The organism is Mesorhizobium sp. AD1-1 (genome assembly GCF_020164655.1).
Taxonomy (GTDB): domain Bacteria; phylum Pseudomonadota; class Alphaproteobacteria; order Rhizobiales; family Rhizobiaceae; genus Mesorhizobium; species Mesorhizobium ciceri.
Genome location: NZ_JAIUGP010000006.1, coordinates 94,125 through 108,891, shown reverse-complemented (window position 1 = coordinate 108,891; position 14,767 = coordinate 94,125). Strand labels below are relative to the sequence as shown.

The 14,767-nt window shown below is 62.9% G+C and carries 13 protein-coding genes and 1 tRNA gene; 6 read left to right on the top strand and 8 right to left on the bottom strand.

The window, feature by feature from the left end; genetic code table 11:
- Positions 1-89: 89 nt before the first annotated feature.
- The 4 genes from LB519_RS13850 to LB519_RS13835 all read right to left on the bottom strand — a co-directional run bounded on the left by LB519_RS13850 (position 90) and on the right by LB519_RS13835 (position 2,688).
- Positions 90-722 (bottom strand): hypothetical protein, encoded by a 633-nt coding sequence (locus LB519_RS13850; protein ID WP_027162448.1) that lies wholly within the window; start codon positions 720-722, stop codon positions 90-92.
- Between the two features lie 264 nt (positions 723-986).
- Positions 987-1,343 carry a hypothetical protein gene (locus tag LB519_RS13845; RefSeq protein WP_027162447.1) on the bottom strand — a complete coding sequence of 119 codons (357 nt, stop codon included), beginning with the start codon at positions 1,341-1,343 and terminating at the stop codon, positions 987-989.
- A gap of 151 nt (positions 1,344-1,494) precedes the next feature.
- Positions 1,495-1,568 (bottom strand) — tRNA-Gln (locus LB519_RS13840).
- A gap of 187 nt (positions 1,569-1,755) precedes the next feature.
- A complete protein-coding gene (locus tag LB519_RS13835; RefSeq protein ID WP_127366986.1) occupies positions 1,756-2,688 on the bottom strand; it encodes a lysylphosphatidylglycerol synthase domain-containing protein in 933 nt (310 codons plus the stop codon).
- Positions 2,689-3,063: 375 nt separating this feature from the next.
- Here LB519_RS13835 and LB519_RS13830 point away from each other — a divergent pair, with 375 nt between their 5' ends.
- The gene (locus tag LB519_RS13830; RefSeq protein ID WP_027162445.1) at positions 3,064-4,422 is read left to right on the top strand and encodes a Ppx/GppA phosphatase family protein; all 1,359 of its coding nucleotides are present in this window, start codon (positions 3,064-3,066) and stop codon (positions 4,420-4,422) included.
- 228 nt (positions 4,423-4,650) lie between these two features.
- Entirely contained in the window at positions 4,651-5,394 is a 744-nt protein-coding gene (locus tag LB519_RS13825; protein WP_013532288.1) for an RlmE family RNA methyltransferase, read from the top strand.
- A 104-nt stretch (positions 5,395-5,498) separates the two neighbouring features.
- Here LB519_RS13825 and LB519_RS13820 read toward each other — a convergent pair whose 3' ends face one another.
- Positions 5,499-6,917, bottom strand: a complete 1,419-nt coding sequence (locus LB519_RS13820; protein WP_224620257.1) for an MFS transporter — start codon at positions 6,915-6,917, stop codon at positions 5,499-5,501.
- 308 nt (positions 6,918-7,225) lie between these two features.
- Here LB519_RS13820 and guaB point away from each other — a divergent pair, with 308 nt between their 5' ends.
- The 3 genes from guaB to LB519_RS13805 are packed head-to-tail and all read left to right on the top strand — an operon-like array spanning position 7,226 to position 9,759.
- Positions 7,226-8,728, top strand: a complete 1,503-nt coding sequence (gene guaB, locus LB519_RS13815; protein ID WP_013532286.1) for an IMP dehydrogenase — start codon at positions 7,226-7,228, stop codon at positions 8,726-8,728.
- On the top strand, positions 8,679-9,302 hold the full coding sequence (locus tag LB519_RS13810) for a hypothetical protein (RefSeq protein WP_084016252.1): 624 nt from the start codon (positions 8,679-8,681) through the stop codon (positions 9,300-9,302). The genes guaB and LB519_RS13810 overlap by 50 nt, the downstream gene beginning before the upstream one ends.
- Before the next feature lie 37 nt (positions 9,303-9,339).
- A complete protein-coding gene (locus LB519_RS13805; RefSeq protein WP_064995461.1) occupies positions 9,340-9,759 on the top strand; it encodes an MAPEG family protein in 420 nt (139 codons plus the stop codon).
- A 53-nt stretch (positions 9,760-9,812) separates the two neighbouring features.
- On the opposite strand, the gene rnd is transcribed toward LB519_RS13805, so the two are convergent.
- The 3 genes from rnd to LB519_RS13790 form a co-directional block, all read right to left on the bottom strand.
- Positions 9,813-10,964 (bottom strand): ribonuclease D, encoded by a 1,152-nt coding sequence (rnd, locus tag LB519_RS13800; RefSeq protein WP_127366197.1) that lies wholly within the window; start codon positions 10,962-10,964, stop codon positions 9,813-9,815.
- Positions 10,965-11,039: 75 nt separating this feature from the next.
- Entirely contained in the window at positions 11,040-12,284 is a 1,245-nt protein-coding gene (locus LB519_RS13795) for an MFS transporter (RefSeq protein WP_127366198.1), read from the bottom strand.
- Between the two features lie 75 nt (positions 12,285-12,359).
- Positions 12,360-12,728, bottom strand: coding sequence for a hypothetical protein (locus tag LB519_RS13790; RefSeq protein ID WP_024504702.1), 369 nt, complete (start codon positions 12,726-12,728; stop codon positions 12,360-12,362).
- A gap of 194 nt (positions 12,729-12,922) precedes the next feature.
- Between LB519_RS13790 and aspS the strand changes: the two genes are divergently transcribed.
- Complete coding sequence (aspS, locus tag LB519_RS13785) at positions 12,923-14,713, top strand: aspartate--tRNA ligase (protein ID WP_064995496.1); 1,791 nt, start codon at positions 12,923-12,925, stop codon at positions 14,711-14,713.
- The last annotated feature ends 54 nt before the right edge of the window (positions 14,714-14,767 follow it).

Sequence of the window (14,767 nt, the reverse complement as noted above, 5' to 3'; positions counted from 1 at the left end):
GACTCCTTCGCCATCAATGTGTGCCGAAACTGGCAGACATGGCAAACGCAACGAGTGCCATCGCTGCTTGCATTTGGATACTACCGCCCTTAGCCGGTCTCTTCGGGCACCGTTTCATTTTGCCAGCCGGCTAGCTCAGGCAGGTCGTCAAGCCAGCTTTTCTCGGTCATCAAGGCATCGCCGGCCTGCGGAGCAGCCTCGGTGGCGTTTTGAATGAGCCAGTCCATCCACTTCCGATAGGCAGCCGGGGTCAACTCGGGCGGCAGCACCTTGGCCTTGGCCAGCATGCGTTTGCGGAAACTCACCTGCCTGCGGAGTTTCGTCGTCGTGAATTTGATGGCCTTGCCCTGGTATTCGACCGTCCAGCGCCCGTCGCCGTGGCTGGCGAGCCTGTCGATGGCGAAGCCGATATCCACCGGCCTATCCCGCCAAGGAAGCTCGACCGCATTCTTCCTGAGATCGAGTGCCCATCGCCTGTAGTCGGTCCCGGCACGCTGGGGCGGCAGCACCCCAGCCTGTTCGAGTATCTTCCTGCGGAAGGTCGGCTGCTTCTTGAGCTGGCCTGTCGTCAGCTCGATGCGATGCCCGCGGAATTCGACGTGCCAGCGGATCCTGCCATTGCCGAAATACTTGACCAGCCTGTCGATGACGAATTCGTCGTAGGAGAGCGTCACGCAGCCTTGGCTGATGCGTTCGAGAATGAATCGGCTGTCACTGACCATTACGCGTTTGCCCCATGCTCCTCGATGTAGCAGAGGCCGGGTGCCGGGAGTGGAGCGCGACCGGAATCGGCCTCGGCTTCATCGAAGGAAATCACGCAGCCGAGGCGGCCTACAGGAAGGCAGGGTAAGTGACGACACGGCGCGCGATGCGGCGAACGCCGGAATAAATATGCCGGCTCGTCGGATCGACTGGTGTTGCTGGCGGTGTCTTGAATTTCACGCTTAGCGCGTTCGACGGGGTCGCTGGTACAGCGCTCCACTCGCTTAATCTGGTGCCAGCTGGCAATTGGGGCCAATCCATTTATTTGCCGAAGTATCGAGTTCATTGTCCATGTCGGAGGCGCTGCATACAGGATACCGATCATCACCGCGCCGAGCCATACTTAAGGACTTATACCGGCGAAGGAGTGCATCGTGATCTTGGGGCTGTTGGCCTTGTCGCTGCGACGAAAGCTTCATCATGCAATTGGCAAAAGCATCCGTGCCTTGTTTAAAACCAAAGCCGGTACACTGCGCCTTGTCTTCCGCAGTCTGGGTTTGACTGGCATTCCCCTTGTCTGTCGTGCAGCCAACCAAGAAAGTAACGAACATCAGAAATCCGATGAAGACCAACGCGCGCATTCCGTTCTTCCTTCGATAATTTCGATCCTTTGACGATCCTATAAATGTCACCCCGCCGCAACCCACCATAGCTGGGATCCCGTCAGGTGGTCGCCAGGGAGCATTTCACGATGATGAGCGTTGGTGATTGTTTTGATCGAGAGAAGAGGAGTGGCTGGGGAACCTGGATTCGAACCAGGACTAACGGAGTCAGAGTCCGTGGGTCTACCGTTAACCTATTCCCCAGCAGGCACGATCTTGAATATCACGATAAACGTGAAAACCGTGCGGGCCGAGCGGGCAAGCCGCTGTGAGCGCTGCCTTGTAGCCGCCAGCGGAAAATAGTCAAGCCTGCTCTGTGCTTCAATGGCACGTTTCGACAGGACGCCACACTTCAGATGCCGGCGCGCCGCGCCTAGTCCAATTCCAGCCTTCAAGGCTCCGTCCGGCTGAACTGCGAGCGTTCGAAGAACAACACCACGCCCAGGCCCAGAATCAGCGGGACGATCAGGTAGAACAGCCGGAACACCAGCAGCGCCGCCAGCACGCCGACCGGATCCATGTCCGACAGGCCGGCGAGGAACACCACCTCGAACACGCCGAGTCCGCCCGGCGCATGCGAGATCTGCGCGATCGAGAAGGAGACGAGGAAGACGCCCAGTATGACGAAGTAGCCGGGATTGTGGGCTGCGGGCAGGGCGAAGAAGATGATCGCGGCGGCGGCCAGCAGTTCGATCGGGCCGATCAGCAACTGCCGGGCGACGATCGGCAGCGCCGGATAATGCAGCTGAAAGCTGGCGATCTTCAGCGGGCGCAGATGCAGCCAGCTGCCGAAGACATAGGCGGCGACGAGCAGCAGCATCGCGATACCGGCCGCTTCGGACAGCCCATGATGGGCGATGCCGGAAAATCGGTCGAGTATCTCAGGCTCGAACACCAGAACGAGGCCCGAGGCCAAAATCGTCGACAGCACGAAGGTGATCCAGCAGACCGCCACCAGCACGCCGACATCCTGTCCGGTCAGGCCCCTGGTACCGTAGGCGCGGTAGCGGATGACGGCGCCCGAGAACACCGAACCGCCAATGTTGTGCGACAGCGCATAGGTGGTGAAGGAGCACAGCGTGACGAACAGCCACGACACGCGCTTGCCGATATGCAGAAGCGCGATGTGGTCGTAGCCGGCGAGCGAAGCATAGGCGATGATCGAACTCAGCGCGGCAAGAACCCAGCCGCGGGTCGGAATGGCAGCGATGCCGTCCCAGACATCGTCGAGCGAAATGCCGCGCAGTTCGTGCCAGAGCAGCAGCAGCGAGAAGATCACCGCCGCGATGCCGACGACCGGCCAGAAATAGCGTCTCCAGTTCATTGCCTGACTGCCATGCGTTGCGGGGTCCGCTTCCTTTCGTGGCTGGTGGGAGGCCGGCTTTGCCGGATTCTTCCGCTCATTTCAGAAATGCCTCATCGAAGCCGGCTATTCAACCGCGAACCCTTGTCGCAGCGGCGGCCGGCAAGATTTGTCCGTGGGGCGCCCGAAAGAGATGCCGGCAGGCGTTGCGCCGGCAACTGCGGCGTGCGGATTCATCACGCGGCCGCGCCGGAACGGCGGTCAGCGGCCTGCCGGTAAAATTCGGCATGCGGCTCTTGGTGATCGGGCACGGCGCTGTTAGTCTGGCGACAACTTAAAACACTGAAGCGCCTGCTGCGTCCATCATAGGTTCGCGCGGCGCCGGAAGGAACGACAGTGGAAGACCACGATACCGGCGCCGGCGCGCCGGAGGTGGGCGTGTCCAGCGCTTCCCAGCGGTCGGCTGACCCGGGGAACGCAAGCTGGCAGCAACGCCGCCCGACGGAGCTCCGCTCCGCAGACGGGCAGGCGGGCGACGCACCCCACAAAGGCAAGCCCAAGAAGCGGCGCAAGCGAAGGCGCGGGCGCAAGGTTTTTGCGCGCGAGGAAGCGCGCCCCGCGGAGAATCGATCGCCGGCGCCAGGCAAAACCGGTGCCCCGGCGGCGGAGGCCCACAGACCGGCGGAAGCGGTGATCTCGCCCGCCGCTGTTGTGCCGCGGCCGGAACAAGGCGCCCGTCGGCCGCCGGTCCATGAGCTTCCGGTGTTTGCGGCGCTTGACCTCGGCACCAACAATTGCCGGCTGTTGGTCGCCGTGCCGACGCGGCATGGCCAATTCCGCGTCATCGACGCCTTTTCGCGCATCGTCCGGCTGGGCGAGGGGCTCACCGCCAATGGCCGGCTCGGCCAGCCGGCGATGGACCGCGCGGTCGAGGCGCTGAAAATCTGCGGCGACAAATTGCGCAACCGCAAGATCAGAAAAGCCCGGCTGATCGCCACCGAGGCCTGCCGCACGGCCGAAAACGGCGTCGAGTTCATCGACCGCGTCGAACGCGAGGCCGGCTTGAAGCTCGAGATCATCGACCGCCAGACCGAGGCGCGGCTGGCGGTGTCCGGCTGCGGCTCGCTGGTCGAGCGCGACACCCAAGGCGTCGTGCTGTTCGATATTGGCGGTGGCTCGTCGGAAATCGCGCTCATCGATCTCGCCGGCCGCCGTTCGCCGAGGTTGGCCAATCATATCGTGTCGTGGACGTCGCTGCCGGTCGGCGTCGTCTCGCTGGCCGAGCGCTTTGGCGGCCGCACGGTGACGCGCGAGATCTTCGCCGCCATGGTCGATGACGTTGCCGGCCGGCTGGCCAGCTTCGACGGTCGCGATCGGCTGAGCCATCTCAAGGCCAGCCCGAATTTCCATCTGCTGGGCACGTCCGGAACGGTGACGACGCTGGCCGGTGTCCACCTTGAACTCGAGCGCTACGATCGCCGCCGTGTCGACGGGCTGTGGATGGACCGCGACAGCGTCGATCGCATGGTCGAAAGACTGGTTGGCTGGGATTTCCAGCAGCGCTGCGCCAACCCTTGCATCGGTGCCGATCGCGCCGATCTGGTGCTTGCCGGCTGTGCTATCCTCGAAGCGATCCGCGCCGTATGGCCGTCCGAGCGGCTGCGCGTCGCCGATCGTGGCCTGCGCGAAGGTATTTTGAGCGAACTGATGGCCGATGATGGCGTCTGGCGCAACGATGGGCGTGGCAGAGCGTGAACAGTCGACCCCCACTCCGTCGAGCTACGCTCGACACCTCTCCCCCGATCGACGGGGAGAGGAAAGGCGTGAACTTATGCAGGCTGGCTCCCTTCCTCTCCCTCCGGAGGGGGGAGAGGTGGCTCGGCGAAGCCGAGACGGAGTGGGGGAAGCCGTTCACGAAACGCGCAGACGTCGAAAAATGAACACAACTCGACGAGCGAGAAAACCCGGACCAGAAATCAGGCAATGACCAAGAAACCGGAAAAACCAGGATCCGCCAGCATTCGCGTGCTGAAGACGCGGATCAAGAAGAAGAGCGGGCTGAAGGAATCGTCGCGCCGTTGGCTGCAGCGCCACATCAACGATCCCTATGTCCAGCGCTCCAAGGCCGACGGCTATCGCTCACGCGCGGCCTATAAGCTGATCGAGATCGACGACAAGCATCATCTGTTGAAACCCGGCATGAAGGTGATCGACCTCGGTGCCGCCCCCGGCGGCTGGTGCCAGGTCGCCGCCGCGCGGACGAAATCGACGGCCGACAAGCCGCATGTCATCGGCATCGATTATCTCGAAATGGACGCCGTGCCCGGCGCACCGGTGCTGCTGATGGATTTCCTCGATCCGCAGGCGCCGCAAAAGCTGGCCGAGGCGCTGGGTGGGGATCCCGATATCGTGCTGTCCGACATGGCGGCACCGACCACCGGCCACAAGCGGACCGACCATATCCGCACCATGCATCTGTGCGAAGTGGCGGCCGATTTCGCGCTCTCCGTCCTGAAACCGGGCGGGCATTTCCTCGCCAAGACCTTCCAGGGCGGCGCCGAAAACGAACTGCTCTCCATGCTCAAGAAGAACTTCCGCTCAGTCCATCACGTCAAGCCGCCGGCGTCGCGGGATGAATCGGTCGAGCTTTATCTCTTGGCCAAGGATTTCAAAGGGCGAGATCTTCCTTCTCCCCTGGGAGAAGGTGTCGCCGAAGGCGACGGATGAGCTCCAGGGAGCGCCAACGTTTCACTCCGCTGGAACACCCCTCATCCGTCTCGGCGCTTTCGCGCCGATCCACCTTCTCCCACAGGGGAGAAGGCAAGAGGAAACTACTTCCCCGCCGTGCTCGTTTCCAGCGTCTTGGGTGTGGTCAGGCGGCCGTGGCCGGAGATGGCGTTGCCGGCATCGGGCGCCAGCCGCATGAACGACAGCGACGCGGCGGCCGAAATCGCCGCGACGACGAAAAACGCGGTGTGGAAATCCGCCAGCGTCAGTGACCTGTCGTTCAGGCTCGTGGACACTTCCAGGATTCCGCCGGCCAGCGCCACGCCGAGCGCGACCGACAACTGCTGGAACACCGCCGTGATCGGTGTCGCCTTGCTGGTGTCTTCAGCCGAAACCTCGGCATAGGCGAGCGCATTGACGCCGGTGAAGAACATCGAGCGGATGAAGCCGCCGACGAGCAGCATGGCCAGCATCAAGAGATAGGGTGTGTCGGGTGTGAACAGGCCGTTGATGGCGATCGAGGCGGCGGCGACCAGAGAACCGACAACCAGGACGCGGCGGAAGCCGGCGACCCGGAAGATCAGCGCGGTGACAAACTTCATCCCGATGGCGCCGATCGCCGAGACGAAGGTGATCATGCCGGACTGGAACGGCGTCAGCCCAAAACCGATCTGGAACATCAGCGGCAGCAGGAACGGCACGGCACCAATGCCGATGCGGAACAGTCCGCCGCCAAGCACCGAGGAGCGGAACACCTGGTTGCGGAACAATTCGAGCGCCAGCAAGGGATTTTTGGCGCGCCGCGCGTGCAGCAGATAGAGCGCGCCCGACAGCAGGCCGACCGCTACGGTGATAAGGCCGGTGGCCGGCGGCAAATAGGGCAGGCTCACCACCGACAGGCCGAAAACCACGCCGGATGCCGCCAGCCCGCTTAGCACGAAGCCGAGGAAGTCGAGCGGCGGCGTCTCCATCGATTCGGTCTCCGGCAGGAAACGCGTCGCCAGCCAGATGCCGATCAGGCCGATCGGCACATTGATCAGGAAGATCCAGTGCCAGGTGAAGTAGGTGGTGATGAAGCCGCCGACCGGCGGCCCGACCAACGGTCCGACCAACGCCGGAACGGTCAGCCAGGACATCGCCGCGACGAGTTCGCTTTTTGGTGTCGCGCGCACCAGCACCAGCCGCCCGACCGGTGTCATCATGGCGCCGCCAATGCCTTGCAGGAAGCGCGAGACCACAAAAGCCGGCAGCGAACCGGAGAGCGCGCAGGCGATCGAGCCGACGATGAAGACGGCGATCGCGGCGCGAAAGATATTCTTGGCGCCGAAACGGTCGGCCATCCAGCCGCTGATCGGAATGAAGATCGCCAGCGAGACGAGATAGGCGGTCAGGGCCAGCTTGAGCGCGATCGGGCTGGTGTGGATGTCGACGGCGATCGCCGGCAGCGATGTCGCGATAACAGTCGAATCCATGTTTTCCATGAAAAGGGCGACCGCCAATATAAGCGGGATGGTGCGGTTCAAGGAACGCGTCCAGACTTGAATGTTGCGTTGCCGGTTGCATGTCGGCCCTGAGGCGGGCGGTTACCATGCCTTCGCCGGGATGTCGCATTAATTTGCTGTCACTTTTGTGCGACCGGCAACCACAGGTGGCATCCCTTCGCCGGAAAGTCACCTTTCCGGGAGCGTGAAATCATCCGCTTTTCATCGGTGCTTGGACGTGGTACCAGCCAGCGCCAATCCTGAAAGGGAAGAAACGAGTCGGCGCTGTCCATTCCGGTCCAGCGCTTTTTTGTATTCCCCCACCGCTTTTTATGTTCAAGGGACTGGCCATGGCAAAAATCATCGAAACGTCCACCGGCGCATTGGCGCTGACCTTTGACGACGTGCTGCTGCAGCCGGGTCATTCCGAGGTCATGCCCGGCGAAACCGATGTCCGCACCCGCATCGCCGGCGATATCGACCTGAATGTGCCGATCCTGTCGGCGGCGATGGACACCGTCACCGAGGCGCGGCTTGCCATCGCCATGGCCCAGGCCGGCGGCATTGGCGTCATCCACCGCAATTTCTCGCCGGCCGAACAGGCCGAGCAGGTGCGGCAGGTCAAGAAATTCGAATCCGGCATGGTGGTCAATCCCGTCACCATCGGCCCCGACGCGACGCTCGCCGACGCGCTGGGCCTGATGCGCAGCTATTCGATCTCGGGCATTCCGGTGGTCGAGAACGGCGGCAGCGGCGGCCACAAGATCGGCCGGCTGATCGGCATCCTGACCAATCGCGACGTGCGCTTTGCGTCCGATCCGGCGCAGAAGGTCCATGAACTGATGACCCGTGACAACCTGATCACGGTCAAGGAGAACGTCGACCAGGACGAGGCCAAGCGCCTCCTTCACCAGCACAGGATCGAAAAGCTGGTGGTCGTCGACAGGCAGGGCAATTGCGTCGGACTGATCACCGTCAAGGACATCGAGAAGTCGCAGCTCAACCCGCACGCCACCAAGGACGCGCAGGGCCGCCTGCGCGCCGCCGCCGCCACCAGCGTCGGCGATGACGGTTTCGAGCGCGCCGAACGCCTCATCGATGCCGGCGTCGACCTTCTGGTGATCGACACCGCGCATGGCCACTCGCAGCGCGTGCTCGACGCCGTCACGCGGGCGAAAAAACTATCCAACTCCGTCCGCATCCTGGCTGGCAATGTCGCCACCGCCGCGGGCACGCAGGCGCTGATCGACGCCGGCGCCGACGCCGTCAAGGTCGGCATCGGCCCGGGTTCCATCTGCACCACCCGCATCGTTGCCGGCGTCGGCGTGCCGCAGCTCTCAGCCATCATGTCGGCGGTCGAGACGGCGCACAAATCCGGCGTCTCGGTGATCGCCGATGGCGGCATCAAATATTCCGGCGATCTGGCCAAGGCGCTCGCCGCAGGCGCCAGTGCGGCCATGATCGGCTCGCTGCTGGCCGGAACCGACGAAAGCCCGGGCGAGGTCTATCTGCACCAGGGCCGCTCCTTCAAGGCCTATCGCGGCATGGGCTCGGTCGGCGCCATGGCCCGCGGCTCCGCCGATCGCTACTTCCAGGCCGAGGTGCGCGACACGCTGAAACTGGTCCCGGAAGGCATCGAAGGGCAGGTTCCCTACAAAGGACCTGTGTCTGGCGTGCTGCACCAGCTTGCGGGCGGCTTGAAAGCCGCTATGGGTTATGTTGGTGGCCGCGATCTTGCCGATTTCCGCGAGCGCGCCACCTTTGTGCGCATATCCAATGCCGGACTTCGTGAAAGCCACGCCCATGACGTCACGATTACCCGCGAAAGCCCGAACTATCCCGGCGGAGCCTGACCAGTACGGGCTCGGGCGGAGCCTGACGGCAACGATCCTGCGGCTGCCGCGCCACGCAGGCGCACTCTGTTTCCTGTCGGCGGTGGTTTTCATCGCCATGACGGGTATGGAATTCCTCTACTTCCGCCAGTTGAGCGGCGGCTTGCCATCACTCGACATGCGTATTTTCGGTTTCACTCCGGACGAAGGCATGGCCTGGCTGACGGCACTCGGCCGGCGCGGCGGCGAGATCATTCTCGTCTGGCACTATCTGACCTTCGATCTGTTGTTCCCGGCGCTGCTGTCTGTGACGCTGGTCAGCCTGATCCTGGCCACCGGCCGGCGATTGAAGGCTTTCCGCGTGCAGCCGGTGCAGCTGCAGTCGATCTTCGCGCTGGTCCTGGTGCTGCCCTACACGCTTGCCGACTACGCCCAGAACATCGCGGTAGCGCGGCTTCTGTCCGATTTCCTGTCGGCGAATCCGGACTCGCTGTCTTTGGCTTCGGCGCTCACCGTCACCAAATTCGCGCTTTTCGCCGTCCCGGTGATCGTCATTGCCGCCTTCTGGCTGGCAGGCCAGAAACGCCTGGCCTGATGCCGCGCGCAAAGCTCAGCCGGGTAGGGGAAACTTCGTGAACCAGACCACGATCTTCTGGCCTGTTCTGGCGCATGTGCTGCTGATCTACATCGTCTACTGCATCCTGGGTCGCCGCAGATACGGCGCAATCAGGTCAGGCGAGGCGAAGCCCGGTCATTTCAAGGTGCGTTCGACCGAGCCGGCCTCCAGCGTTACCGTTGCCGCCAATCTCACCAACCAGTTCGAGCTGCCGGTGCTGTTCTATGTGCTGTGCCTGGCGCTGCACCTGACCAACGGCGTCAACTATCTGACCCTGGCGCTGATGTGGATTTTCGTCGCATCGCGCTATTTCCACGCCTGGGTTCACCTGACCAGCAACAATCTGCTGCTGCGCAGCCGGTCATTCTTCGTCAGTGCGGTGATTCTCCTGCTGGGATGGATCTGGTTCGCGCTGCACCTGCTCGGCGTGATTTGAGCAGACAGTTCTGCCTTCTCCATTTGCTTGCGGGAGAAGGAAAGAACGCTCCTCTACAGGTCGAACACCGCAATCTTGCGCTTGTCGAACTTGATGCCGATCTCGCCGCGTACCAGCTTGAGCGCGGCCTCGCCGAACACCGCGCGCCGCCAGCCCTGCAGGGCCGGTACGTCGGCTTCCTCGCCCTCGGCGGCGATACGGTCGATGTCGTCGCTGGAGGCCAGCACCTTGGAGGCGACGCCTTCCTTTTCGGCGACGATCCGCAGCAGCACCTTCAACAGTTCCGCCGCGGCGCTCGAGCCCTCGGGCGGCTGGAAACTCTTCGGCAGTTTCGGCATCTGCTCCTTGGGCAAGGCAAGGGCGGTGTTGACCGCGCCGAGCAGCGCCGTCGCCGTCGAGGAGCGTTCCCAGCCCTTCGGCGTCGTGCGCAGCTTGCCCAGGGCTGCCGCGTCGCGCGGCGCCTGCTGCGCCACCTCGTAGATCGCGTCGTCCTTGAGCACGCGGCCGCGCGGCACGTCGCGTTCGCGCGCCTCGCGCTCGCGCCACGCCGCAACGCCCTGCACGATCGCCAGTTCCTGCGGCTTGCGCAGCCGCATCTTCAGCCGTTTCCAGGCGTCCTCGGGGTGCGGATCATAGGTTTCGCGCGAGGTCAGCACCTCCATTTCCTCGTTGAGCCAATGGGCGCGGTTTTCGCGCGCCAGTTCGGCGCTGAGGTGCTGATAGACCTCGATCAGATGGGTGACGTCGGCCAGCGCATAGTCGAGCTGCTTGTCGGAAAGCGGCCGGTGGCGCCAGTCGGTGAAGCGCGACGACTTGTCGAGCCGCGCGCCGGTGATGCGCTGCACGAGCTGATCGTAGGAAACGCTGTCGCCGAAGCCGCAGACCATCGCCGCCACTTGCGTGTCGAACACTGGATGCGGAACCAGATCGCCGAGATGGACGATGATTTCGATGTCCTGCCGCGCGGCGTGGAAGACTTTGACCACCGCCTCGTTGGCCATCAGCCTGAAGAACGGCTTCAGGTCGATATCGGGAGCCAGCGGATCGATCAGTGCCGTCACGCCGGGAGCGGCCATCTGGATCAGGCACAGGATCGGCCAAAACGTCGTTTCTCGAATGAATTCGGTGTCGACAGTGACGAAATCCGACTTTTCGAAAGCGGCGAGAACGGTCTCGAGTTCTTTCTGGGTGGTGATGACGTGCATCAAATCGCTTTTGGCAGGAGTAAGGTCTTCCTAGATTTCAGCCGCCGGGGCTTTCGTCAAGCTTTGGCACCGCCATCATGAGGTTCCCGGACCGTCGGAATCGCCGTTTCTCCTGGCCAGCCGCGCGAAAACCGTCGAAGTGCGCAGGAGCGCAATGAAGCGGCCGCGCCTGCCCGCCGGCACCCCGGACCGGGCCTGCATGCGGTAGAGGATGACGGCGATGAAGATCGCATAGACCACCGCGCTGAATACAAACAGGGCGCCCGGTCCGAAATATTGCATCGCCGTCGAGGCGGCGAACGGGCCACCAATGGCGCCGAAGGAATAGAACAGCATCAGCGCCGCGTTGATCAGCACGAACTCGCCCGTGTCGGCGCGGTCGTTGGAATGCGCCGCCGACAGCGAATAGAGCGGCATGGCGAAACAGCCGAAGATGAAGATGAAGATGAAGTTGAGCGCCGGATTGCTGCCGGCGATGAACACCAGCGCCAGCGCCGAAAACATCGCGCAGCACGTCGTCATCAGCAGCACCCGGCGCCGGTCCCAGCGGTCGGAAAGGTAACCCAGCGGATACTGGATGATGGCGCCGCCGAAAATGCCGACGCTGACGAAGGTGACGACATCGGCGACCGACATGCCGATCTGCTCGGCATAGACAGGCGACAAGGTGCGAAAGGCGCTGTTGGTGACGCCGACGGCGATGCAGCCGAAGCAGCCCAGCGGCGAAATCCGCCAGACGCGCGCCAAGTCGAGCTTGACCTCCTCCGGCGGCGTCGGGTTGGAGCGGTCGCCGAGCGAAACCGGCACCAGCGACAGCGTGATCATCATCGACATGATAGCGAAAATTGCGAAACCGCCAGCGCCGAAGATCGGGATCAGGAACTGGGCTGATGTCACCGAACCGATGTCGACCATCCGGTAGATCGCCAGCACGCGTGCCCGATCGTGATTGCTGACGCCGGAATTCAGCCAGCTTTCGACGATGGTGAACAGCCCGGCGAAGCAGAAGCCGCCGGCAAGACGCACCGCGCACCACATCACCGGATCGATGACCAGCACCAGGAGCAAGGTGCCGACTGAGGCGATTGCCGCCAGCGCCGAAAATGCCCTGATATGGCCGACCGCCTTCATGATGCGGGTGATGGCCAGGCAGCCGAGCAGGAAGCCGGCGAAGTAGAAGGTGCCCATCAGGCCGATGTCGGAAGCCGAAAACCCTTCCTGCGCGCCGCGCAGCGCGATCAGCGTGCTCTGCAGCCCATTGCCGCCGAGCAGGATGCCTGCGGCGAGAAGAAGCGGGATCATCGGGCGGATGGAGGACATGAAGAGGCGATCACGTGTCGGTGATCCCTTCTTGGACCATCGCCTTGGTCAATGCCAGCGGCAATTCCCGGCAAACTACAGCGAGGATATGTCCAACTCTTCGTGGAAGGTCCAAACGCTTATGAACGGGCCGTCGTTTAGGTTCTTGCTATAGATCGTCATGATCACCTGTTGCCGTTGATCGTCGCGCGGAGGCAACTGACCGGTGATGAGCCGGAAACCGTCGGGATCTACGCCAACAGCGAATTGCTGTTCCGGGTCGATACGATCGTAGTCGATTATGAGCCGCGATCCGTCGAACTGCTCCCGCATCGATTCGTCGTTCGGAAAGTCACCGTCGGAGAGGGCTTTGAACCGCGCCCAATCGTCTATGCGAGCCGCGTCAAGCAGGTTGACGATGCGGCTGCGCTCTTGAGGTGTCAGAAAGAGCTTCTGGTTTTGCATATCCTGATCTCATTTGCCGTAAACGTAGCGGTAGAGGATATCGCTATCCATTGTGCCGCCCAAGTTTACAACGGATGTCCTGTCGAAGCCGCTTGCCTTGACAAATCCGGCCTCCCATGCGCTTTTCGCGCAAATTTTGAGGCCGGGCTTGATGCTCGGCCCGCAACCCAGCACCCCGGACTTTATCAATGACAATGCACCGTTACCGCAGCCATACCTGTGCCCAGTTGAGGAAGAGCGACGTTGGCTCGACCGTTCGTCTGTCCGGCTGGGTGCATCGCGTGCGCGATCATGGCGGCCTGCTCTTCATCGACCTGCGCGACAATTATGGCCTGACCCAGATCGTTGCCGATCCGGATTCGCCTGCCTTCAAGGTCGCCGAGACCGTGCGCGGCGAGTGGGTCATCCGCGTCGACGGCGAGGTCAAGGCGCGCTTGCCCGAGACCACCAACGCCAATTTGCCGACCGGCGAGATCGAGATTTTCGCCCGCGAGATCGAGGTGCTGTCGGCGGCCAAGGAACTGCCGCTGCCGGTGTTCGGCGAGCCCGACTATCCCGAGGATATAAGGCTGAAGTACCGCTTCCTCGATCTGCGCCGCGAGACGCTGCACAAGAACATCATTGCGCGGACAAAAATCATCGCCGAAATGCGCAAGCGCATGGGCGAGGTCGGCTTCACCGAATTCTCGACGCCGATCCTCACCGCGTCTTCGCCGGAAGGCGCGCGCGACTTCCTGGTGCCGTCGCGCATCCATCCCGGCACCTTCTATGCGCTGCCGCAGGCGCCGCAGCAGTACAAGCAGCTGATCATGGTGTCGGGCTTCGACCGCTATTTCCAGATCGCGCCCTGCTTCCGCGACGAGGACCCGCGTGCCGATCGCCTGCCCGGCGAATTCTACCAGCTCGACCTTGAAATGAGCTTCGTCGAGCAGGACGACGTGCTGTCGACCATGGAACCTGTCATGCGCGGGGTCTTCGAGACCTTCGCCAACGGCAAACCGGTGACGCAGAACTTCCAGCGCATTCCCTATGATGTGGCCATGCGCAAATACGGCTCCGACAAGCCGGACCTGCGCAACCCGATCGAGATGCAGGCCGTCTCCGATCATTTTCGCGATTCCGGCTTCAAGGTGTTCGCCAACATCCTGGCCAACGACCCGAAGGCCGAAGTGTGGGGCATTCCCGCCAAGACCGGCGGCAGCCGCGCCTTTTGCGACCGTATGAATTCCTGGGCGCAGGGCGAGGGCCAGCCGGGGCTGGGCTATATCTTCTGGCGCAAGGAGGGCGACAAGCTCGAAGGCGCCGGTCCGCTCGCCAAGAACATCGGCGAGGAGCGCACCGAGGCGATCCGCCTTCAGCTCGGCCTTGCCGATGGCGACGCCGCCTTCTTCGTTGCCGGCGACCCGAAGAAGTTCGTCTCCTTCGCGGGGGCTGCGCGCACCCGTGCCGGCGAGGAGCTGAACCTTGTCGACCGCGAGCGTTTCGAGCTGTGCTGGATCGTCGACTTCCCGTTCTTCGAGTGGAACGAGGAAGAGAAGAAGATCGACTTCGCCCACAACCCGTTCTCGATGCCGCAAGGTGGCATCGATGCGCTGAATGGCGAGGACCTGCTCGGCATCAAGGCGTTCCAGTACGACATGGTCTGCAACGGGTTCGAGATCGCCTCAGGCGGTATCCGCAACCATCTGCCCGAAACCATGGTCAAGGCGTTCGAGACGGTCGGGTTGGACCGCGCCACGGTCGAGGAGCGCTTCGGCGGCCTCTATCGTGCCTTCCAGTATGGCGCACCGCCGCATGGCGGCATGGCCGCCGGTGTCGACCGCGTCGTCATGCTGCTGCTCGGCGCCAAGAACCTGCGTGAGATCACCATGTTCCCGATGAACCAGCAGGCCTATGATCTGTTGATGAACGCACCGTCGGAAGCGAGCCCGCAGCAGCTTCGCGACCTGGCGCTGCGCGTTGCCGTGCCCAAGAAGGACGCCTGATCGCGCTTCGGGCGATGCTTTAAAGACCGCCCGAACCATTCTTTCGATTCGCTA

Coding starts and splice junctions, on each gene's coding strand:
- LB519_RS13850 (WP_027162448.1), bottom strand. CDS start 722: ATGGTCAGTGACAGCCGATTCATTCTCGAACGCATCAGCCAAGGCTGC.
- LB519_RS13845 (WP_027162447.1), bottom strand. CDS start 1,343: ATGCGCGCGTTGGTCTTCATCGGATTTCTGATGTTCGTTACTTTCTTG.
- LB519_RS13835 (WP_127366986.1), bottom strand. CDS start 2,688: ATGAACTGGAGACGCTATTTCTGGCCGGTCGTCGGCATCGCGGCGGTG.
- LB519_RS13825 (WP_013532288.1), top strand. CDS start 4,651: ATGACCAAGAAACCGGAAAAACCAGGATCCGCCAGCATTCGCGTGCTG.
- guaB (WP_013532286.1), top strand. CDS start 7,226: ATGGCAAAAATCATCGAAACGTCCACCGGCGCATTGGCGCTGACCTTT.
- LB519_RS13810 (WP_084016252.1), top strand. CDS start 8,679: ATGACGTCACGATTACCCGCGAAAGCCCGAACTATCCCGGCGGAGCCT.
- rnd (WP_127366197.1), bottom strand. CDS start 10,964: ATGCACGTCATCACCACCCAGAAAGAACTCGAGACCGTTCTCGCCGCT.
- LB519_RS13795 (WP_127366198.1), bottom strand. CDS start 12,284: ATGTCCTCCATCCGCCCGATGATCCCGCTTCTTCTCGCCGCAGGCATC.
- LB519_RS13790 (WP_024504702.1), bottom strand. CDS start 12,728: ATGCAAAACCAGAAGCTCTTTCTGACACCTCAAGAGCGCAGCCGCATC.
- aspS (WP_064995496.1), top strand. CDS start 12,923: ATGCACCGTTACCGCAGCCATACCTGTGCCCAGTTGAGGAAGAGCGAC.